Annotated in this window: 18 protein-coding genes; 6 read left to right on the top strand and 12 right to left on the bottom strand. The window is 70.2% G+C overall.

The genetic code is table 11. The annotated features are described in order from the left end of the window. Window position 1 precedes the first annotated feature (1 nt). Genes acsF through bchF form a run of 12 tightly spaced genes read right to left on the bottom strand, consistent with a single transcriptional unit; the run spans window position 2 to window position 13,469 of the window. Window positions 2–1,090, bottom strand: coding sequence for a magnesium-protoporphyrin IX monomethyl ester (oxidative) cyclase (gene acsF / locus ASG52_RS25640; protein WP_056249830.1), 1,089 nt, complete (start codon window positions 1,088–1,090; stop codon window positions 2–4). After that, entirely contained in the window at window positions 1,087–1,383 is a 297-nt protein-coding gene (locus ASG52_RS25635; RefSeq protein ID WP_056249827.1) for an O2-dependent cyclase accessory protein, read from the bottom strand. The genes acsF and ASG52_RS25635 overlap by 4 nt, the downstream gene beginning before the upstream one ends. Window positions 1,384–1,396: 13 nt before the next feature. Beyond that, on the bottom strand, window positions 1,397–1,882 hold the full coding sequence (puhC, locus tag ASG52_RS25630; protein ID WP_056249825.1) for a photosynthetic complex assembly protein PuhC: 486 nt from the start codon (window positions 1,880–1,882) through the stop codon (window positions 1,397–1,399). Between the two features lie 18 nt (window positions 1,883–1,900). Continuing rightward, window positions 1,901–2,569 (bottom strand): photosynthetic complex putative assembly protein PuhB, encoded by a 669-nt coding sequence (gene puhB, locus ASG52_RS25625; RefSeq protein WP_056249821.1) that lies wholly within the window; start codon window positions 2,567–2,569, stop codon window positions 1,901–1,903. Then, on the bottom strand, window positions 2,566–3,339 hold the full coding sequence (gene puhA, locus ASG52_RS25620; protein ID WP_056249818.1) for a photosynthetic reaction center subunit H: 774 nt from the start codon (window positions 3,337–3,339) through the stop codon (window positions 2,566–2,568). Before puhA ends, puhB begins: the two co-directional genes overlap by 4 nt. 14 nt (window positions 3,340–3,353) lie before the next feature. Further along, window positions 3,354–4,790: a BCD family MFS transporter gene (locus ASG52_RS25615; protein WP_056249815.1), complete on the bottom strand. Its 1,437-nt coding sequence runs from the start codon at window positions 4,788–4,790 to the stop codon at window positions 3,354–3,356. Further along, window positions 4,787–5,509, bottom strand: coding sequence for a magnesium protoporphyrin IX methyltransferase (bchM, locus tag ASG52_RS25610; RefSeq protein WP_056249812.1), 723 nt, complete (start codon window positions 5,507–5,509; stop codon window positions 4,787–4,789). Before bchM ends, ASG52_RS25615 begins: the two co-directional genes overlap by 4 nt. 12 nt (window positions 5,510–5,521) lie before the next feature. Beyond that, window positions 5,522–6,415 carry a ferredoxin:protochlorophyllide reductase (ATP-dependent) iron-sulfur ATP-binding protein gene (bchL, locus tag ASG52_RS25605; protein ID WP_056249809.1) on the bottom strand — a complete coding sequence of 298 codons (894 nt, stop codon included), beginning with the start codon at window positions 6,413–6,415 and terminating at the stop codon, window positions 5,522–5,524. After that, window positions 6,412–10,128, bottom strand: a complete 3,717-nt coding sequence (locus tag ASG52_RS25600) for a magnesium chelatase subunit H (RefSeq protein WP_056249806.1) — start codon at window positions 10,126–10,128, stop codon at window positions 6,412–6,414. The genes bchL and ASG52_RS25600 overlap by 4 nt, the downstream gene beginning before the upstream one ends. Then, window positions 10,103–11,695 (bottom strand): ferredoxin:protochlorophyllide reductase (ATP-dependent) subunit B, encoded by a 1,593-nt coding sequence (bchB, locus tag ASG52_RS25595; RefSeq protein ID WP_056249802.1) that lies wholly within the window; start codon window positions 11,693–11,695, stop codon window positions 10,103–10,105. Before bchB ends, ASG52_RS25600 begins: the two co-directional genes overlap by 26 nt. Window positions 11,696–11,697: 2 nt before the next feature. After that, window positions 11,698–12,969 (bottom strand): ferredoxin:protochlorophyllide reductase (ATP-dependent) subunit N, encoded by a 1,272-nt coding sequence (locus ASG52_RS25590; RefSeq protein WP_056249799.1) that lies wholly within the window; start codon window positions 12,967–12,969, stop codon window positions 11,698–11,700. Then, window positions 12,966–13,469 (bottom strand): 2-vinyl bacteriochlorophyllide hydratase, encoded by a 504-nt coding sequence (gene bchF / locus ASG52_RS25585; RefSeq protein WP_056249797.1) that lies wholly within the window; start codon window positions 13,467–13,469, stop codon window positions 12,966–12,968. Before bchF ends, ASG52_RS25590 begins: the two co-directional genes overlap by 4 nt. Window positions 13,470–13,721: 252 nt before the next feature. Between bchF and ASG52_RS25580 the strand changes: the two genes are divergently transcribed. The 6 genes from ASG52_RS25580 to ASG52_RS25555 all read left to right on the top strand — a co-directional run bounded on the left by ASG52_RS25580 (window position 13,722) and on the right by ASG52_RS25555 (window position 20,212). Beyond that, entirely contained in the window at window positions 13,722–14,609 is an 888-nt protein-coding gene (locus ASG52_RS25580; protein ID WP_056249794.1) for a cobalamin B12-binding domain-containing protein, read from the top strand. 27 nt (window positions 14,610–14,636) lie between these two features. After that, complete coding sequence (gene ppsR, locus ASG52_RS25575; protein ID WP_056249793.1) at window positions 14,637–16,103, top strand: transcriptional regulator PpsR; 1,467 nt, start codon at window positions 14,637–14,639, stop codon at window positions 16,101–16,103. 177 nt (window positions 16,104–16,280) lie between these two features. Further along, window positions 16,281–17,168 carry a chlorophyll synthase ChlG gene (gene chlG, locus ASG52_RS25570; protein ID WP_056249790.1) on the top strand — a complete coding sequence of 296 codons (888 nt, stop codon included), beginning with the start codon at window positions 16,281–16,283 and terminating at the stop codon, window positions 17,166–17,168. Continuing rightward, window positions 17,165–18,520 (top strand): BCD family MFS transporter, encoded by a 1,356-nt coding sequence (locus ASG52_RS25565; protein ID WP_056249787.1) that lies wholly within the window; start codon window positions 17,165–17,167, stop codon window positions 18,518–18,520. The genes chlG and ASG52_RS25565 overlap by 4 nt, the downstream gene beginning before the upstream one ends. A 4-nt stretch (window positions 18,521–18,524) precedes the next feature. Next, a complete protein-coding gene (locus tag ASG52_RS25560; RefSeq protein WP_056249783.1) occupies window positions 18,525–19,718 on the top strand; it encodes a geranylgeranyl diphosphate reductase in 1,194 nt (397 codons plus the stop codon). Next, complete coding sequence (locus ASG52_RS25555; protein WP_056249781.1) at window positions 19,715–20,212, top strand: TspO/MBR family protein; 498 nt, start codon at window positions 19,715–19,717, stop codon at window positions 20,210–20,212. Before ASG52_RS25560 ends, ASG52_RS25555 begins: the two co-directional genes overlap by 4 nt. Window positions 20,213–20,215: the final 3 nt, after the last annotated feature.

Here is a 20,215-nt window from a genome sequence, read left to right as displayed (position 1 = left end):
GCTACCAGACCGGCTGGAGGCGGATGTCGGCGGGCATCGCGTGTTCTTTCACCGGCAGCAGGTAGAGCCGGGCGAAGATGCCCGCCGCCCGCAGGGACTGGACGCCGTGCTTCAGCTTACCCGCGACGCCGCCTTGCGCCTTCGCCTCCGAGATCTTCCGGGCGCAGTCGAGCAGCCGGTCGAGTCCGGCCTTGAAGCGCGGATCGTCGATGTCGAGGGTGATCGGGAAGGTCTGCTTCGAGATCTCAGACGTGATGCGGAAGACCTTGAAGTCGTACTCGCTCGGATCGACGCCGAGCGCCTTGTGGAACGCCGGGCGGCAATGGTCGCGCACGTACATCGTTGCGTAGACGGCGAGCAGGAAGAAGCGGATCCAGTAGCGGTTGACGCCCGAGGTCAGCTTCGGGTCGGCCCGCATCAGGAGCGCGAAGGCCTCGCCGTGGCGGAACTCGTCGTTGCACCACTTCTCGAACCACTTGAAGATCGGATGGATGCGCCGGTCGGGATTGCGTTCCAGCTCGCGATAGATGGTGATGTAGCGCGCGTACCCGATCTTTTCGGACAAGTACGTCGCGTAGAAAATAAACTTGGGCTTGAAGAAGGTGTACTTCTTCGACTTTGTGAGAAAGCCCAGGTCGACGCCGATACCGAAATCCTTCAGCGTGTCGTTGATGAAGCCGGCGTGGCGCGCCTCGTCTCGGCTCATGAAGCCGAACAGCTCCTTGATGTCCTTGTTCTTGGCGCGCTTGCGCATCTCGGCATAGAGCACGCAGCCGGAGAACTCGGCGGTGATCGAGGAGACGAGGAAGTCCAAAAACTCCTTCCGCAATTCGGGATCGAGATGCGACAGGTCGCAATCGAATTCCTCGTTGCGGGTGAAGTGGCGCTTGTTCGGGTCGGAGCGCAGCTCCTCGATCAGGATGTCCCATTCCTTGCGCACCGGCTCGACGTTGGTGCGGTCGAGTTCGACGAAATCCGTCGTGTAGAAGCGCGGACTGAGGAAGGTGGTCTCCTGGGCGGCCTTGGTCGATTCGTTGACCGGCTGGCGCGGGAGCGGGGTCCCGGCCTGGGGCTGGACATTGGCGTTCACAGCGTCCTCCGTTCGGAAAAGCTCACCTCGTAGAGCTCGGTCAGCTCGAGATGGGCGATCAACTTGGTCCAGGCTCGCTCCAGGCGGCCGGCGCGGGTGACGGTGGCCGTGCGGCGGACAATGAGGCGCTCGCCGTAGGGCACTTCGGTCGGTGCGTCGTGGACCTGCACCTCGTCGCCGGGCTCGATGTCGAAGCCGGCATCCAGCGTGACGTGGGCGTGCAGGCTCTCGGGCGTCTGCTCGATCTCGACGGTGCAGGGCACCTCGACGATCCGTTTGCCGATCCATGTCATGGACGGCCCTCCCCTATTTCGTTTCGTAGCCGGGCAGGAGGCGGGCGAAGGCGGCGGCGTTGGTGGCGCCGAAGGCCTCCAGCGCGACATGGCGCCCGGTGGCCGCATCCTCCAACGCCAGAGTGCCGTTGTCGAATCGTGTGAGCGTGAACGGCTGCTCCGGCCCCAACCCCTCGCGCTGCCGGGCCTGCGCCAGACCCCGCAGGGTGCCGCGCATGAAGCCCCCCTCGCCCGGATTGATGCGGGCGACGAGCCGGTTGTCCTCGGCGCCCATCAGCTCGACCGCGCCGTCCGGCCGGTCCTCGGCACGAAAGCCGAGGCTCGCGACCGGGCGGCCGGGGGGCAGCTCGGTGAGGCCGACGCCCTCCCGGCGACCGACGAACACCGCGAGCATCACGACCCCGAGCAGCACGCCCATGCCGATCACAGCGTACGATTGGGGCGAGCGACGCGGAGGCGGCGGGCTCGACGGGCGGCGGGCGGGGAGTTCGACCGGCATCGCTCACACTCCTCGTTGTCAGCCGGCGGCGGCGAGGCGACCCGGCCGCGAGGCGGGGCGCGGACGCTCGGCCGGCGCGACGGAGACACCTTCGACGACGCGCGGCCCCTGGGCGGCCAGCGCTCCGACCAGGATTTCGGCGACCGCGCGGGCGTCCGGCACCGAGCGCAGCATCGGCTCGGGGCGGCTCACGCGCCAGGGCCGGGCGTGGGGCCACAGATGCAGGTAGGCGATCCGCTCGCCCGGCGGCAGTTGCAGGGGGATGTCGCCGCTGCCGTCGGCGAAGAGATGCAGGCCCGCTCCCTCCGTCCGCGCGTGGGGAAGGTTGAGCGTGATCGGCAGGGCGATGCCGACATGCATGACCACGCGCCGGTCGGTGACCGTGTAGACGGTGGTGCGGTGGACGAGCCATGCCAGCACGGTCAGCAGGGCGATGCCGCTCGCGCCGATCAGCAGCGTCGGCGCGACCACCGTGAGCGCGCTCACCGCCCCGCCCTGCGCGGCAGCGGCGATGCCGAACAGGGTCGCGGTGCCGGCAAACCACGCCAGCACCGGGCGGACGTGGAAGACCTGGGTGAGCACGCCGCGCCAGGTCGGGGCGCCGCGCCACAGGATGCGTTCGCCCGCAGGCAACGGGCCGGGCATCCCGCGCAGGGTGCCCTCGGGGAGGAATTCCGACTCGCTCACAGCAGCGGCTCCGCGCGGGCCGGCGTGGCGTAGAGGGTGCCGGCGCCGAAATAGGCCATGACCCGCTCCTCTTCGAGCAGCGTCACCGAATCCGGGTCCTTGTGGTCGGGAATGTCGGCGAATTGCGAGGCCAGCAGCGCCTCGGTCGTGACCGTCTTGGTGAAGATGCTGGTCGAGCAGAAGGTCGACGGCATCAGCACCTTGCGCCCGCCCGCGCCGAGTTCGACCTCGTAGTAGCGCACGAACGACTCGCCGCGATCGACCCAGAGATCGACGACCGTGCCGGCGACGTTGCGGTCGGCGCCGAGCACCGACATGCCGATCGGGTTCGGTCCGTCCTCGTGCACGACGAAGCTGTCGGCGACGCGCAGCGGCACGATGCGGTAATGGCCGTCCCAAGTGCGGTCGTGCTCGTCGTGGCGCGGCGTCCACGAGCCCGGTCCGACGCCGGCCCGCAGCGAGGTGTCGGTGCGGTCATACGGGGCACCGGGCCACGGCTCGCGCTTGGCCGCCGGGATGCCGGTCTCGTAGGCGACGTCGGTGCGCGGCGCATACATGGTGTGGCCGCTCGACAGCTTGAACGCCTTCGGCGTCGGCAGCAGGATCGGGTCGTAGGCCTTGAGGCGGCCGGCGGCCTCGTTCTCGAGAGGGTAGCCCTCGCGGCGGTCCTCGCGGCGCAGGTAGAACACCAGTCCCGCAAAGAAGAGAAAGAACGCGTAGAGCGTCACCTGTGCGACGTCGATATAGCCGGTGATCTCGCCTCTGGGCATGGCGCTGCTCCCGATCAGGTGGGACGGTTGACGAGGGGGTCGAAGGTGCGCGCGCGTCCCTTGTCCGGGCGCGCGGAATCGATGCGGACCAGGGGGCCGATCGCCACCAAGGTGGCGAACAGCAGCGCGATCTCGACGTGGTAGACGATGAGGTAGCCGATGGCCGGCTCGTTCATGCCCTCGCCGAGCACGCCCGATTGCGCCACCGCGGCACCCACATCGCGCAGGATGCCGCTCGCCGCGATCGCGAGGCCGGCCGCCGTGGCCTGGACGGCGCCCCAGGCGCCGAGCGCCAAGCCCGTATCGTCCGGGCCGGCCTTGGCCATGGAGGCCGTGAGCGTGCCGTGGGCGAACAGCCCGCCGCCGATGCCGATCAGCGTCACGCCTGCGGCGAACAGCCGAGCGGAGGCCAAGGGGGCTGCGAAGATCACCGCCGAGAAGGCCAGGATGCCGATGACCGAGCCGACCGCGGCGACGCGGTAGGGATCGCCGCCGCGGGCGAGCCAGCGCGCCGCCGCGACGAGGCCGAGGCCGCCGCCCGCCGCGAGCATGGTGGTGAGCGCCGTGGTCTGGCCGACGCTGAGGTTGAGGATCTGCCCGCCATAGGGTTCGAGCAGGATGTCCTGCATCGAGAAGCCCGCGGTGCCGAGCCCGATGGCGACGAGGCGGCGCCGGGCCGTCGGCTCGCCGGCATAACCATGCCAGGATTCCGAAAAGGTCGGGCGCGGGGCGTCGCGGGCGGTGCGGGCCGCATTGCGCGGCTCCTGCTTCCACAGGGCGATGCCGTTAAGGACGATGGTGACGAGGGCCGCCCCCTGGATCACCTGGATCAGCCGGATGGCGGAGAAGTTGGCGAGCGCCAGCCCGAACAGCAGGGCGCTGCCCATCATGCCGACGAGCAGCATGGCGCAAAGCAGCGCCACCACCTTCGGCCGGGCATGCGCGGGGGCGAGATCGGTGGCGAGCGCGAGGCCGACGGTCTGCGTGGTGTGGAGGCCGGCGCCGACCAGCAGGAAGGCGAGCGCGGCGGCGACATGCCCGACCCAGGCCGGGCCGGTGGTGTCGCCCGACAGGATCAGCAGGGCGAACGGCATGATCGCCAGCCCGCCGAACTGCAGCAACGTGCCGAACCAGATATAGGGCACGCGCCGCCAGCCCAGCACCGAGCGGTGCGTGTCGGAGCGGAAGCCGACGAGCGCACGCAACGGCGCGAACAGCAGCGGCAGGGACAGCATCACCGCCACGATCCAGGCCGGGACCGCCAGTTCGACGATCATGACGCGGTTGAGCGTGCCGATCAGCAGCACGGCGGCCATGCCGACCGTGACCTGGAACAGCGACAGTCGCATCAGCCGCCCGAGCGGCAGCTCCTTCGTCGCGGCGTCGGCGAAGGGAAGGATCGCCGGGCCGAGGCGCAGGAGGGCCTGCGTGAGGGCGAGGCCGGTTTTCATCGGCGCTCCCCTGCGGGGGAGGTCCGGCCGTTCCTCAGCTCGATCGCGTTCGAGAGATAGAAGCCGCTGTTGATGCGCCGGGTGCGGCCGACCGCGAAGCGTTCCAGGGCCGGCTCGCGGGCGATCCGGCGGCGTAAGGCCCCCTCGGTGATCGGGACGATGGCGGGTGCCCGGTCGGCCTTCGGGAAGAATTGTCCGGCCGCGTGCATCAGCGTCAGCAGCGCGGTGCGGGGTGCCACCGTGAAGACCACGCTACCGTCGGTGCGCAAGCTCAGTTCGGCCAGCGCCCGGACGATGTCGGGCGCCTGATAGTGGATCAGCGAATCCATCGCGACGACGTGGTCGAAACGGCCGAGCCACGGATCGAGCATGTCGCCGACCCGGAAGTCGATCGAGCCAGGGCCCGCGATCTCAGGCAGGCGCTCGCGGGCCAGCCCGATCAGCGTCGGCGACACGTCGATGGCCGTCACCGTGGCGCCGCGGCGAGCGGCTTCAACGCTCAGCGCGCCGGTGCCGCAGCCCGCGTCGAGCAGGCGCAGGCCCGTCATGTCGGCGGGCAGCCAGTCGAGGAGCGTCGCCCGCATGGCGTCGCGGCCGGCCCGCACGGTGGCGCGGATCTTCGAGACCGGCGCATCGGAGGTGAGCCGCGACCACGCTTCGACCGCGGTGCGGTCGAAGTAGGTCTCGAGCTGGGTGCGGCGGGTGGCGTAGCTGCTCATCGCGCGAACCGATCAATCGAAGCCGAGGAATTCGAACAGGTCGCGGTCCTTCATCGGCACCGCCTCGCAGGGGTCCTCCCCGGCCCAGAGCGTCTCGGCGAGTCGCATGTACTCGTCGGTCACGGCCCGCAGTTCGGGCGTATCCTCCATCTCGAACAGGGTCGACTTCTTGAGGCGCGAGCGGCGCACCACGTCGAGATCGGGGAAGTGAGCGAGGCGGCGCAGGCCCACCGCGTCGTTGAAACGGTCGATCTCGTCGGTCTTGGCCGAGCGGTTGGCGATGACGCCGCCGAGCCGCACGCCGTAATTCTTCGACTTGGCGTGGATCGCGGCGACGATGCGGTTCATCGCGAAGATCGAATCGAAGTCGTTGGCGGTGACGATCAAGGCCCGGTCGGCATGCTGGAGCGGCGAGGCGAAGCCGCCGCAGACCACGTCGCCGAGCACGTCGAACACGACGACGTCGGTGTCCTCCAACAAGTGATGCTCCTTCAGGAGCTTCACCGTCTGGCCGACGACGTAGCCGCCGCAGCCCGTGCCCGCGGGCGGTCCGCCGGCCTCGACGCACATGACGCCGTTATAGCCCTCGACCACGTAATCCTCGGGCCGCAGCTCCTCGGAGTGGAAGTTCACCGATTCGAGGGCGTCGATGACGGTGGGCGCGAGGCGCTTCGTCAGGGTGAAGGTCGAATCGTGCTTCGGGTCGCAGCCGATCTGGAGCACGCGCTTGCCGAGCTTCGAAAAGGCGACCGACAGGTTCGACGAGGTGGTCGACTTGCCGATGCCGCCCTTGCCGTAGACGGCGAAGACTTTTGCCGTCTCGATCTTGTCGGTCGGATCGAGGGCGACCTGGACGCTGCCCTCCTCGCGGCGCAGCGGCACGGGATTCCGAATGGCGATGTTCATGCCGCGACTCCTGCGGTGATGCCGGGTGTCACGCCCTCGAGCCGGTCTTCCAGCTCCTCCTCGGCGCGGTCGAGCGCGTCGCGGGTGGCGGCGTCGGGGGTCCAGAAGCCTCGGCGGTGGGCTTCGATCAGGCGGCTCGCGACCTTGGCGCAAGCCGTGGGATTCAGCGCCGCCATGCGCTCACGCATGGCGGGGTCGAGCACATAGGTCTCGGTGATGCGCTCGTAGATCCAGGGCTGGACCGCGCCGGCGGTGGCCGACCAGCCGACGGTGTTGGTCAGCGTCGCCTCGATCTGGCGCACGCCCTCGTAACCGTGGCCGAGCAGGCCCTCGTACCATTTCGGGTTGAGCATGCGGGTGCGCGTCTCCAGCGCCACCTGCTCGTCCAGCGATCGCACCCGGCCCTCGCCCCGCGTCTGATCGCTGATGTAGACCGGCACCGCCGTGCCGCGGGCGCGGGCCACCGCCCGGCTGACGCCGCCGAGTCCGTCGAAATAGTGATCGACACTCGTGACGCCGAGTTCGACCGAATCGAGGTTCTGGTAGGCGAGATCGACCTTGGCGAGCACCGCCCGCATCAGCTCGCGCTGCGGCGCCGGGCGGCCGTTGCGGCCGTAGGCGAAGGACTTGCGCTTGGAGAACGTCTCGCAGAGTTCGTCCGCGTCGTCCCAGCGACCAGACTCGACGAGGTGGTTGACGTTGGCGCCGTAGGCGCCTTCCGCATTGGAGAAGACGCGCAAAGCCGCCGTCTCCATGTCGCAGCCCTGCTCGGCCTGGATCGCCAAAGCGTGCTTGCGCACGAAATTCTTGTCATCGGGCTCGTCGGCCGTTGCCGCGAGATAACTCGCTTCGGCCAGGAGCTTGGTTTGCAGCGGCAGCAGATCGCGAAAAATGCCGGAAAGAGTGACGACCGCGTCGATGCGGGGGCGGCCGAGGGTTTCGAGCGGGATCAGCTCGGCACCGGTGAGCCGGCCGTAGCCGTCGAAGCGCGGCGCGGCGCCGATCAAGGCGAGCGCCTGGGCGATCGGGCCGCCCTCGCTCTTGAGGTTGTCGGTGCCCCACAGGACGATGGCGACACTCTCCGGCAGGGGTTGCCCCTCGGAGGTGTAGCGTTCGAGGATCCGCGCGACTTGGCGGGCGCCGTCGGCGACGGCGAAGGCGGAGGGCAGGCGGTAGGGGTCGAAGCCGTGCAGGTTGCGCCCCGTCGGCAGGATCGCCGGGTTGCGCAGCAGGTCGCCGCCGGCGACCGGGGGCACGAAGCGGCCGTCGAGCGCCCTCAGCAGCGCCGGAATCTCGTGGTCGCGCGACAGGTCGCGGTCGATGCGGGCCAGATCCGCGAAGGCGGTGCGGCCGGTCTCGTCGAGGGGCAGGCCCGCGGCGGAGAGCGCCTCGTTGAAGGCCGCGCCCTCGATCAGCCGTTCGATGCCGGCGCGTGCCGGCTTCAGGCCGTGCGAGGCTTCGGCCAGCGCCATCAGCAGATCGACGCGCTCTTCCGCCGGCATCGCCTCGCCCACGATGTGGAGGCCGTGCGGGATCAGGGTCTGTTCGAGCTCAGCAAGCGCTGCGGCGAGCGCCGCGACGCGGGCCGGGACATCGCCGTGCCACGCCGGCTCGGCGGCGGTGAGATCGAGCGCCGCGCCCTGCGACTGGATCACCTCGGCGAGGCTCGCCCGCTCGGCGACGGCTTCCGGCTCCAGCGCGCGCCAGCGCTCGACCGAGGCCTTGAGGTCGATGAGCCCGCGATAGAGGCCGGCGGCGGCGAGGCTCGGGGTCAGGTAGCTCACCAGCGTCGCGGCCGAACGACGCTTGGCGATCGTCCCCTCGGAGGGGTTGTTGGCGGCGTAGAGGTAGACGTTCGGGAGCGGGCCGATGAGCCGCTCGGGCCAGCACCGCTCCGACAGGCCGGTCTGCTTGCCGGGCATGAATTCGAGCGCGCCATGGGTTCCGAAGTGGAGCACCGCGTCGGCAGCAAAATCCTCGCGCACGTAGCGATAGAAAGCGCTGAAGGCGTGGGTCGGGGCGAAGCCGTGCTCGAACAGCAGCCGCATCGGGTCGCCCTCGTAGCCGAAGGCGGGCTGCACCCCGACGAACACGTTTCCGAGTTGGACGCCGAGGACGAGGATGTCGGCGCCGTTGCTCTGGTGCCGGCCGGGCGCGGGCCCCCATTGCGCCTCGATCTCGGCGAGATGCGGCTCGCGGCGGACATGATCTTCCGCCGAGATGCGGGTGTGGACGTTGGCCTGCGTGCCGAAGCGCGCGGCGTTTCCGCCGAGAATCCTTTCACGCAGAGCATCGACGCTCTCGGGCACCTCGACGTCGTAGCCGTCGGCGGCCAGCCCCCGCAGGGTGTTGAGGAGCGAGGCGTAGACCGAAAGGAAGGCGGCGGTGCCGGTGGCACCCGCATTCGGCGGGAAGTTGAACAGGACGAAGGCGAGGCGCCGCTCGGCCCTGGCCTTGCGCCGGAGCGACACCAGCCGCTCGACCCGCTCGGCCAATCGCGCGGCGCGCTCGGGGTGGACGCGCATGTCGCGGGCGTTGTCCGGACCGGAGGCCGAGGAGCGGCCGCCGAACACCATCGGCGCGGTGGCACCGTCGAGTTCGGGAATCGCGACCATCATGGTCGCCTCGACCGGCGAGAGGCCGCGGTCGCCCTCCTGCCATTGTTCGATCGTCTGGAATTCGAGCGCTTGCGCGGCGAGATACGGCACGTCGAGCCGCGCCAGCAGATCCTGGGCCGCCGCCGCGTCGTTGTAGGCGGGGCCGCCGACCAGCGAGAAACCGGTGAGCGAGACCAGCGCGTCGATGGCGGGGCGCCCGTCACGCATGAAGAACGCCTCGACCGCCGGACGGTTGTCGAGACCCGCGGCGAAGGCCGGCACCACCGAGAGGCCGCGAGCTTCGAGCGCGGCGACGACGCCGTCGTAATGGGCGGTGTTTCCGGCCAGCACGTAGGAGCGCATCAGTAGGAGGCCGACGCGGCCTCGAGCGCCCGGCACCGTCGGCACGTGGGAAAAGTCCTCACTCAGGCGGCCCGGCATGCGCGGGTGGTACAGCCCGGTCTCGGGATAGTGCTGCGGGGCGGGCGCGGCGGCGATCTCGCGCCAGACCGCACGGGGGCCGGCGGCGTAGCGCTGCACGAGGAAGCGGACGAGGCCCGCCACGTTCTCGTCGGAGCCGGCAAGCCAGTATTGCAGCGTCAGGAAGTAGGCCCGCACGTCCTGGGCCGAGCCGGGGATGAAGCGCAGGATCTGCGGCAACTTGCGCACCAGCGCCATCTGGCGGGCGGCGTTGCCCTCGGCGCCCGGCTTGCCGCGCAGCTTCTTCAGGAAATCCAGCGCCGAGCGCTTGGTGCCGCTCATGTCGAAGCGGTTGAGCCGCGTCGTGCGGACCACCTCGGCGGCCGAGAGGCAGCCGACCATGGCGTCGCAATGCGGGCGCCGCGCCAGCAGGGCGGGCAGGATCGCGCGGACGTGGTCGTCGAGGAACAGCATGGCCGAGACGACGATGTCGGCCCGGGCGATCTCGTCCCGGCAGGCGGCGAACGCGGACGGGTCGGTCTCCCACTCCGCGGCGGCGTGGAAGCTCAGGGTGAGGCCCGGCATCTCGCGGGCGAGGCGCAGGCGTGCCCGCTCCACCGCGCTCGCCAAGTGATTGTCGAGCGTGACGATGGCGATGCGGATGTCGGGCCTACCGGCCGAAATGCGCTTTGGCATCGTAAAGGGTCTCGAGGGTGATGAGCGGGAGCTGCCGCTCGCGGGCGAAGCGCTCGGTGTTGGCGCGGGCTTTTCCGCGCACGAAGAACGGGATTTTTTTCAACTCTTTCTCGGCGTCTGGACTCCAAGGCGCCGTGGTCGGGATCGGTGTGAGCGTGACCTGCGCGGCCTCGACGACCATCGGAGCGGGCGCCGGGGCGGGCGGTGCAGCCTCCTGCATCATGGCGGGCCCGGCATGCGTACGACCGAGATGCGAGGGGGCGGCGCCATCGTGGAACTCGGGGTCCTCGCGGAACATCCCGAGCAGGTGCTCTTCCAGGCCCATCATCAGCGGATGGACCAGGGTGTCGAACAGGACGTTGGCGCCCTCGAACCCCATCTGCGGCGAGTGGCGGGCCGGGAAGTCCTGCACGTGGACCGGCGCCGAGATCACCGCGCAGGGGATGCCGAGCCGCTTGGCGACGTGGCGCTCCATCTGCGTGCCGAGCACGAGCTCGGGCTGCGCCGCCTGAATCGCCGCTTCCACGTCGAGATAGTCGTCGGCGATGATCGCCTCGATGCCGTGAAGGGCGGCCTCCGCTCGGACCTCGCGGGCGAACTCGCGGCTGTAGGTGCCGAGCCCGACGACGCGGAAGCCGAGTTCCGTGGCCGCAACGCGGGCGATGCCGAGCGCGTGGGTCGCGTCGCCGAAGATGAAGACGCGCTTGTCGGTGAGGTAGGTCGAATCGACCGAGCGCGAGTACCAGGGCAGACGCGAGGGTACGCCCGCCAGCACCGGCGCCGGATCGACGCCGGCCAGCGCGGCGACCGCCTCGACGAAGCGGGTGGTGGCGCCGACGCCGATCGGCACGATGTCGATGAAGGGCTGGCGAAACGTCTTTTCGAGATGCTGCGCCGCCGCGCGGGCGATCTCGGGATAGAGCACGACGTTGAAGTCGGCCTCCCTCAGCCGTCCGAGATCGGCCGGGCTCGCGCCGAGCGGCGCTACCACGTTCACGTCGATGCCGAGCGATTCGAGAATCTTCCGGATTTCGATCAGGTCGTCGCGGTGGCGGAAGCCCAGCGCGGTCGGACCCAAGATGTTGCACAGCGGGCGCCGCCCCTCGCGCGAAGAGCGCTCGACGGGCTGGCCGGCAAGGGCGCGCACCAGACGGTAAAAAGTCTCGGAGGCGCCCCAGTTCTCCTTCTTCTGGTAGGCCGGCAGCTCCAGCGGGATCACCGGGATCGGCAGGGCCAGAGCCTTGGCGAGGCCGCCCGGATCGTCCTGGATCAGCTCCGCCGTGCAGGAGGCGCCGACGATCATCGCCTGCGGCTGGAAGCGGGCATGGGCCTGCGCCACCGCATCCTTGAACAGCAGCGCCGTGTCGCCGCCGAGGTCGCGCGCCTGGAAGGTGGTGTAGGTGACGGGCGGGCGCTTCTCGCGCCGCTCGATCATGGTGAAGAGCAGATCGGCATAGGTGTCGCCCTGAGGCGCGTGCAGCACGTAGTGCAGCCCCTCCATCGCGGTGGCGACCCGCATGGCGCCGATATGCGGCGGTCCCTCGTAGGTCCAGACGGTGAGTTGCATCGCTACACCTCCAGCCGGGCGCGGCGGTGGAGCGGGCGCGCGAACAATTCGGCGAGGTCGCCGGCCTGGTCGTAGCCCTGGATCGGGGTGAACAAGAGCTCGATCGACCACTTGGTCGAGAGCCCTTCCGCTTCGAGCGGATTGGCGAGGCCGAGCCCGCAGACGGTGAGGTCGGGCCGCGCCGCGCGGCAGCGGTCGAGCCCGTCGTCGAGGCTCTGGCCCTCCACGATGGCGGTGGCGGCGGGCAGAAGCTCCAGCTCGGCCGCGAGGTGGGCGCGGTGCAGGTAGGGCGTACCGACCTCGACCAATTCGGCACCGACTTCGCGCGAAAGAAAGCGCGCCAGCGGCACTTCGAGCTGCGAATCGGGGAAGAAGAACACCCGCTTGCCCGCAAGCCGCTCGCGGTAGCGCTCCAGCGCCCGGTCGGCCCGCGCGCGACCAGGCGCCGTCACGGTCTCGAACCGGGCCGGATCGACCCCGAAGGCGTCGGCCGCGGCCTTGAGCCAGAGGGTGGTGCCCTCCGCGCCCAGCGGGAACGGCGCCGGGATGCGCTTGGCGCCGCGCTCGTCGAGCGCGCGAGCCGTCGCCGTCAGGAACGGCTGGGCCAGGAGGTAAGGCGTGCCGCGGGCCACCGCCGGCATCTCACCCGAGCGCCGCGCCGGCAGGAAGCGAGCGCGGATGCCCAGTCCCGAGAAGAGCCGCGCGAACTGATCCTCGACCACGTCGGCCAATGCGCCGACGACCAAGAGTTCGTCGCTGGCCGCTTGCCCCTGCGGCAGGCCGGGCACGAGGGCGTCGAGGCAGGCATCCTCGCCTTCGGTGAAGGTCGTCTCGATCCCCGAGCCCGAATAGTTGAGCACGCGCACGCCCGGCGAGAGCCGCTGCGACAGCCGGAGCGCGGCCCGCGACAGGTCGAGCTTGATCACCTCGGACGGGCAGGAGCCGACGAGGAACAGCAGCTTGATGTCCGGGCGCCGCTCGATCAGCCGGGTGACGACCCGATCGAGCTCCTCGTTCATGTCGGCGAGGCCGGCGAGATCGCGCTCGTCGATGATCGCGGTGGCGAATCGCGGCTCGGCGAAGATCATCACGCCCGCGGCCGACTGGATCAGGTGTGCGCAGGTGCGCGAGCCGACGACGAGGAAGAACGCGTCCTGAATCTTGCGGTGCAACCAGACGATGCCGGTGAGCCCACAGAAGACGGCACGCTGGCCGCGCTCGACCCGGATGTCGGGGCCGCACTCGGCGCTGGGGAGCGGAGCGTGGGCGTTCATCGGGCGCCCTCCCCGGCGAGCGCCACAGAGGTCGGCGCCTCGAGGCGGGCCGCCCGCAGCTTCAGCAGGAACTGCCCGGCATTGATCAGGTACGTGGCGTAGGCCGCCAGCGCGAGGACGAGCAGGCCGTGCGTGTCGAGGACGCCGAAGGTCAGCGCCGCGAGGTAGGCCGTGTGCAGCGCCAGGACCAGCATGCTGAACACGTCCTCCCAGTAGAAGGCCGGGGCGAACAGGTAGCGGCCGAACACGGCCTTCTCCCAGATCGAGCCCGTGATCATGATGGCGTAGAGGAGGAGCGTCTTGATCACGATCGAGGCGTGCGCGGCCTCGGCGCCCTGGCCGGTCGCCAGCGTGCGGAACACCAAGACGACGCTGACCAGGAAAACCACGAATTGCAGCGGGGCGAGCAGGCCCTGGACGAGAGTCCACGGGGAAGCGTCGCGCCGCCGGCGCTCTTCGCTCGTGTAGAGCGCTCTCTGCTGGCCCTGGCGTTGCCGCATGGCGTCCGCCTCCGCTCTGCCTCGGGCCCTGTCTGTGCAAGGCCTCTTCCCGAACGAAGCCTAGGCCGAGCCCGGCCAAAGTGTCAATCCAGCTTGACGCTCGGACACGCTGACACTTGTTGGCATTGTATTCATTCGAAGGCATTGCCAACGCACGGAACAGGCGTATCGTGAAGCTGAACACGTCCGGCTAAGAGGCGCGACAGGGTATCCTGCATTAAGCTGCTTGATCCGTGCTGTTGGGAGAGGCCTATGGGAGGCTGGAGGCATTACGGCGAACGCCTGGAACTCCCGGCGCCCGCGCGGGACTGCGGCGTAAGCACCGAGACGCTGGCGGCGTCCGCCTTCGACGTGCAGCCGGATGCGGAGCGCATGCGCCGCCGCCTCGCGGGCGTGGTCGAGGCCGAGATCCTGCCTCGGCTGATGCTGGTCCATCGTGCCCGCGCGAAGCCGGCGCTCCCGCCGCAGGACCGGCAACCGAATCCCGAGGACGTCGAGCGGCTCTGCGATCTGCTGCTGTCGCGCACCGACGGCGACCTCACCCTCCACCTGCTGCGCTTCCTCGACGAGGGGCTCACCCTGGAGAGCGTGCTGGTCGAGTTGCTGACGCCCGCCGCGCGCCATCTCGGGCGTCTGTGGGAGGACGACACCTGCGACTTCATCGAGGTGACGATGGCGCTCGGGCGGCTCCAGGCGGTCGTCCGCGATCTCTGCGCCCGGTTCGGCGACCACACAGTGGAGCCGCGCGGGCGCAGCATCCTGATGCTGCCCTGCCCCGGCGAGACCCACGTGTTCTGCCTCGCGGTGCTGGCCGGCATCTTCCGCGAATCGGGATGGGACGTGACGACCGCCGGGCAGGACGCCGGCGTCGAGCCGGCCGACCTCGTGGCACAGGAATGGTTCGACGTTGTCGGCCTGACGCTGTCCTGCGACGTGCTTGTCCCCAAGCTTTCGCAGACCATCGCGGCCCTGCGTCAGGCTTCGAACAACCCGGCCCTGAAGATCCTCGTCGGCGGACCGTATTTCGTGCGCCATCCCGACCACGTCAGCGTCGTCGGCGCCGATGCGACCGCCGAGGATGGGCGCCTTGCCCCCTTGATTTCCGAGAGCTTGCTTGAAATGCGGTCCCGAGCCTGTTGAAAGGACCTCCTTTCGCGCCATCACGAAGTGGTGATCTTGAGCAGCTTGGCGAGCCATCCCCCGCAGCGACCCTCTCCGGCGCTGCAACAGGCGGCCGGCCTCCTCGACAGCGAGGCGGCCGGGCTCCTGCTTGCGGCCACGAGCGACATCTCGCTGATCGTCGGCGACGACGGGGTGATCCAGGAGACCGCCTCCGGGGCGCTCGATCTCGAATCGGAGGATTTCGCCTCCTGGCGCGGTCGACTATGGGTCGACACCGTCACCGTCGAGAGCCGCCCGAAGATCGATGCGCTGCTGCGTGACGCCGCCGCCGGGACGATGACCCGCTGGCGGCAGGTGAACCACCCCTCCCGCAACGGCCCGGACGTGCCGATCCGCTACGCGGGCCTGCGTCCGCGCCAGGGCGGGCCGATCATCGTCGTGGGCCAGGATCTGCGGACGCTGGCCGGGCTGCAGCGGCGCCTCGCCGACACGCAGCAGGCGCTGGAGCGCGACTACGACCGGCTGCGCTCCGCCGAGACCCGCTACAAGCTGCTGTTCCAGCTCTCCGGCGAGCCGGTGTTGGTGGCCGATGCCGGCACGCGGCGCGTGACCGAGGCGAACCCGGCCGCCGCGCGGCTGCTCGGCCGGCCGCAGAAGCGCATCCTGGGCCAGGACGCCGCCGACCTGTTCGAGGCCTCGGCCACCCGCGACATCGCCGTGCTGTTCGCGGGGCTTCGTATCTCCGGCCAGGCCGCCGACCTCGTCGCGCGGCTCGGCGGCGGGCGGGGCGAGGCCCGGCTCTCGGCCTCGCTGTTTCGCGGCGAGGGCTCGACCTCGATCCTGCTGCGCCTCTCGCCGCTGGCCTCGGCACAGGCCGGGCCGTCCACGGACGGGGGCGCCCTCGACGTGATTCGGCGGATGCCGGAGGCCTTCGTCGTGACCGATCCGGGCCGGCACATCCTCACCGCCAACACCGCCTTCCTCGATCTCGTACAGCTCGCCACCGAGGAGCAGGTGCGCGGCCAGACCCTCGACCGCTGGCTCGGGCGCGAGGAAACCGAGGCGCTCGCCCTGTTCGCGACTTTGCGCGAGCACGGCTCGGTGCGCCATTTCTCCACGGTGATGCGCGGCGCCTACGGTTCGGTCGAGGAGGTCGAGGTCGCCGCCGTCTCGGCGCCCGCGGCCGAGCAGCCCTGCCTCGGCTTCACGATTCGGGCGACGCCGCGCCGGGCTGCGCCGGTCCACACCGCCGGGCACGACCTGCCCCGCTCCGTCGAGCAGATGACCGAACTCGTCGGTCGCGTCTCGATGAAGGCGCTGGTGCGCGAGACCACCGACCTGATCGAGAAGCTGTGCATCGAGGCGGCTTTGCGCATCACCCGGGACAATCGCGCCTCGGCGGCCGAGATGCTGGGCCTGAGCCGCCAGGGCCTTTACGCCAAGATGCGCCGCTACGGCATCGGCGACCTCGACGCGGGCGATGTCGAACTGGGGCCCGACCGCGAGCAGTGAGCCACGACCCGGATGGGAGGGGCCACCTTTCCGACCACGCCGATGCGGCGCAGGAGGCCGGTGCGAGCAGGCGGAATTATTTCGCTAGTCGGCAAAGCGGTCGGATGTCACAAGAACGCGACGGCGCAAGTGTAAAGTTCACTTGACACCCGGCCGTGCGGCTCACTAGCGTCGGGCATGGCCACGCCCGCACCCAGCGCAGTCGTCGAGCTCCTCAAGCCCATCACGTGGTTCGCCCCGATGTGGGCCTTCGCCTGCGGGGTCGTGTCCTCCGGTCAGGCGCCGACGGGGCAATGGCCTGTGATCGCCGCTGGGGTTGTATTGGCGGGTCCCCTGGTCTGCGCCACGAGCCAAGCCGCCAACGATTGGTTCGACCGCCATGTCGATGCAATCAATGAGCCGAACCGGCCGATTCCCTCCGGGCGCATCCCCGGCCGCTGGGGGTTGTACCTCGCGGCGGGCTGGACGGTGCTGTCGCTCCTCGTCGCTGCGATGCTCGGGCCGTGGATTCTCGGCGCCGCCCTGTTCGGCCTCGTGCTCGCCTGGATCTATTCCGCGCCGCCGATCCGGCTGAAGCGCAACGGCTGGTGGGGCAACGCCGCCTGCGGGCTCTGCTACGAGGGCCTGCCCTGGTTCACCGGAGCCGCCGTGATGGCCGCCGCGATGCCGGACGGCCGCGTCGTGGCGACCGCCCTGCTCTACGCCATCGGCGCCCACGGCATCATGACGCTCAACGACTTCAAGTCGATCGAGGGCGACCGGGCGCTGGGCCTGCGCTCGATTCCGGTGCAGATGGGCCCGCGCTACGCCGCCCTGTTCGCCTGCCTCGTCATGGCGCTGCCGCAGACCGTGGTGGTCTCGCTGCTGCTGAGTTGGGACCGGCCGTGGCATGCCGGCGCCGTCGGCCTGCTGCTCGCCGGCCAGCTCGCCCTGATGGCGCGCTTCCTGAAAGCGCCCCGCGAGCGCGCCGCTTGGTACAACGGCACCGGCACCACCCTCTACGTGGTCGGCATGCTGGTCGCGGCTTTCGCGCTCCGGCCCCTCGTGCAAGGGGTCGGGCCATGAGCACGATCCTCCCCTCTTCCTTTTCCTGGCTCCAGATCGTCCGGCTCGGCCTCGTCCAGACCGCGCTCGGCGCCGTCGTCGTGCTGATGACCTCGACGATCAACCGCGTCATGGTGGTGGAGCTGGCGCTGCCCGCGATGGTGCCGGGCGCGCTGGTGGCACTCCACTACGCCGCGCAGGTGCTGCGCCCGCGCTGGGGCTACGGCTCGGATGTCGGCGGGCGGCGCACCACCTGGATCGTCGGCGGCATGGCCGCCCTGTGTCTGGGCGGGTTCGGCGCCGCGGTCGCCACCGCTCTGGCCGAGACCGCGCTGACGGCGGGGCTCGCGCTCGCGGTCGCCTCCTTCCTCCTCGTCGGCATGGGTGCGGGCGCGGCGGGCACCAACCTCCTCGTCCTGCTCGCCACCGGCGTCGAATCGAGCCGGCGGGGTGCCGCGGCCACCATCGTCTGGGTGATGATGATCGCGGGCTTCGCGATCACCGCGCCGCTCGCCGGCCACTTCCTCGATCCGTTCTCGGGCCTACGGCTGGTTGCCGTCTCCGGCACTGTGTCGGCGATTGCCTTCGCGGTGGCGACGCTCGCCGTTCTGGGGCTCGAACCGCGCCGCCTGCCGTCGAGCGCACCCCAGACTCCCAAAAAACCGTTCCGTGCGGTGCTGGCGCAGGTGCTGGCGGAGCCCGCGGCGCGGCGCTTCACGCTGTTCGTCTTCGTCTCGATGCTGGCCTACAGCGCCCAGGAACTGATCCTCGAGCCCTATGCCGGCCTCGTTTTCGCGATGACGCCCGGCGCCACCACCAAGCTCGCCGGGCTCCAGCACGGCGGCGTGCTGGCCGGCATGCTGTTCGTGGCCGGCATCACCGTCTTCATCGGCGGGCCGCTGCTCGGCTCGTTGAAGTTCTGGACCGCCATCGGCTGCGGGCTCTCGGCGCTGGCGCTCGGAGCGATCGCCGTCGGCGGCCCGATCGGGCCGGATTTCCCGCTGCGCGCCGCAGTCGCGGCGCTCGGCTTCGGCAACGGCGTCTACGCGGTCGCCGCCATCGGCTCGATGATGGCATTGGCCGGCCGCGGCGGCGAGGCCGAGCGCGGCACCCGCATGGGCGTGTGGGGCGCGGCTCAGGGCATCGCCTTCGGTACGGGTGGCTTTCTGGGAACCCTCGCGGTCGATTGCGCCCGCCTCGTCGCGACCGAGCCCGTCACCGCCTACGCCGCGGTCTTCGCCTGCGAGGCGATGCTCTTCGTCGTCGCCCTGCTGATCGCCTTGCGCGTCGAGCACGCCTCCGTCGGGCGGCGCGCCAACCCGCTGGCGCAGGCGGCCTCCTTCCAGCTCAATCCCGGATTCGACGCGAGGTAGCCCCATGACCCACCCCGGCGCACCCGAGACCTTCGACGTCGTGGTGGTGGGCGGCGGCCCTTCGGGGGCGACCGCGGCGACCGATCTGGCGCGGGGCGGGCGAAAGGTGCTGCTCCTCGACCGGGCGGGCCGGATCAAGCCCTGCGGCGGCGCGATCCCGCCGCGGCTGATCCGCGACTTCGCGATCCCCGACGACCTGCTGCTCGCCCGCATCCGCAGCGCCCGGATGATCGCGCCGAGCGCGCGCCACGTCGACATGCCGGTGGGCGACGGCTTCGTCGGCATGGTCGATCGCGCCCAGTTCGATCCGTGGCTGCGCGACCGCGCCCGGCTGGCCGGTGCGGAGTGCCGCGACGGATCGTTCGAGCGCATCACCCGCGATGAGCCGGGCGCGACGACGGTGCATTACCGGGCGGGCAAGGACGGGCCGGACAGCCAAGTGAAGGCGCGCCTCGTCATCGGCGCCGACGGGGCCGGCTCGCCGGTCGGCCGCGCGGAAATTCCGGGCCACGCTAAGATGCGGCAGGTCTTCGCCTATCACGAGATCGTCCGTAGCCCCCCGCCCGAGACCCACGACGGCACCCGCTGCGACGTCTACTACCAGGGCCGCCTCTCGCCGGACTTCTACGCCTGGATCTTCCCCCACGGCGACACGATGAGCATCGGCACCGGCAGCATGCGGAAAGGCTTCTCGCTGCGCTCGGCGATCCGCGACCTGCGGGCGTCGACCGGCCTCGACGCCTGCGAGACGGTGCGCCGCGAGGGCGCACCGATCCCGCTCAAACCCCTGAAGCGCTGGGACAACGGCCGCGACGTGCTGCTCGCGGGCGACGCGGCGGGCGTCGTCGCCCCGGCCTCGGGCGAGGGCATCTATTACGCGATGCTCGGCGGGCGACTCTCCGCCGAGGCCGCCGAAGCCTTCCTCGCGACGGGTGATGCCAAGGCCCTGACCACGGCCCGCAAGAAATTCATGCGGCTGCATGGGCGCGTGTTCTGGATCCTCGGGATGATGCAGTGGGTCTGGTACCGCAGCGATGGCCTGCGGGAGCGCTTCGTCGCGATCTGCAAGGACAAGGATGTCCAGCAGCTCACCTGGGACGCCTACATGAATAAGGAATTGGTCCGAGCGAAGCCGGCTGCGCACGCAAAAATCTTCTTCAAGGATCTGGCGCATCTGTTCCGCTGGGTCTCGCCGTGACGGCATGGCTCGCGGGCGAGTGGGGCCCGGTTCTCGTCACCGCCTTCGCGGCGATCATCGTCGCCGTGGCGGGCGGGATGGCGACACGCACCGACGCTTGGTACTTCGCGCTGCGCGTCCCGGCCTGGAAGCCGCCGGATTGGGCGTTCGGCCCGATCTGGACCGTCATCATCGTGCTGACGGCGACCTCCGCCGTGCTCGCCTGGAACGCCGACCCGGACCCGGCCGCCCGCGCCCGGCTGGTGGCGGCGTTCACGGTCAACAGCGTTCTCAACATCGCCTGGAGCTGGATCTTCTTCCGCCTGCGCCGGCCCGATTGGGCCCTCGCCGAGGTCGGCCTGCTGTGGCTCTCCATCGTCGCGCTGGCGCTCACCGTGGGCCAGGCCTCGCTCGTCGCGGGGCTCCTGAACCTGCCCTACCTCGCCTGGGTCAGCGTCGCGGCCTGCCTCAACTTCACCATCGTGCGGCTCAACCCGCCCGCCAGAGGGGCATAAGAT

Source organism: Methylobacterium sp. Leaf456 (genome assembly GCF_001425465.1).
In the GTDB taxonomy this organism is placed as follows: Bacteria; Pseudomonadota; Alphaproteobacteria; order Rhizobiales; family Beijerinckiaceae; genus Methylobacterium.
Note: the sequence above shows the minus strand (reverse complement) of the source record. Positions and strands in the feature narration are given on the sequence as shown.

Coding starts and splice junctions, on each gene's coding strand:
- ASG52_RS25635 (WP_056249827.1), bottom strand. CDS start 1,383: ATGACATGGATCGGCAAACGGATCGTCGAGGTGCCCTGCACCGTCGAG.
- puhC (WP_056249825.1), bottom strand. CDS start 1,882: ATGCCGGTCGAACTCCCCGCCCGCCGCCCGTCGAGCCCGCCGCCTCCG.
- puhA (WP_056249818.1), bottom strand. CDS start 3,339: ATGCCCAGAGGCGAGATCACCGGCTATATCGACGTCGCACAGGTGACG.
- ASG52_RS25615 (WP_056249815.1), bottom strand. CDS start 4,790: ATGAAAACCGGCCTCGCCCTCACGCAGGCCCTCCTGCGCCTCGGCCCG.
- bchM (WP_056249812.1), bottom strand. CDS start 5,509: ATGAGCAGCTACGCCACCCGCCGCACCCAGCTCGAGACCTACTTCGAC.
- bchL (WP_056249809.1), bottom strand. CDS start 6,415: ATGAACATCGCCATTCGGAATCCCGTGCCGCTGCGCCGCGAGGAGGGC.
- ASG52_RS25600 (WP_056249806.1), bottom strand. CDS start 10,128: ATGCCAAAGCGCATTTCGGCCGGTAGGCCCGACATCCGCATCGCCATC.
- bchB (WP_056249802.1), bottom strand. CDS start 11,695: ATGCAACTCACCGTCTGGACCTACGAGGGACCGCCGCATATCGGCGCC.
- ASG52_RS25590 (WP_056249799.1), bottom strand. CDS start 12,969: ATGAACGCCCACGCTCCGCTCCCCAGCGCCGAGTGCGGCCCCGACATC.
- bchF (WP_056249797.1), bottom strand. CDS start 13,469: ATGCGGCAACGCCAGGGCCAGCAGAGAGCGCTCTACACGAGCGAAGAG.
- ASG52_RS25580 (WP_056249794.1), top strand. CDS start 13,722: ATGGGAGGCTGGAGGCATTACGGCGAACGCCTGGAACTCCCGGCGCCC.
- chlG (WP_056249790.1), top strand. CDS start 16,281: ATGGCCACGCCCGCACCCAGCGCAGTCGTCGAGCTCCTCAAGCCCATC.
- ASG52_RS25565 (WP_056249787.1), top strand. CDS start 17,165: ATGAGCACGATCCTCCCCTCTTCCTTTTCCTGGCTCCAGATCGTCCGG.
- ASG52_RS25560 (WP_056249783.1), top strand. CDS start 18,525: ATGACCCACCCCGGCGCACCCGAGACCTTCGACGTCGTGGTGGTGGGC.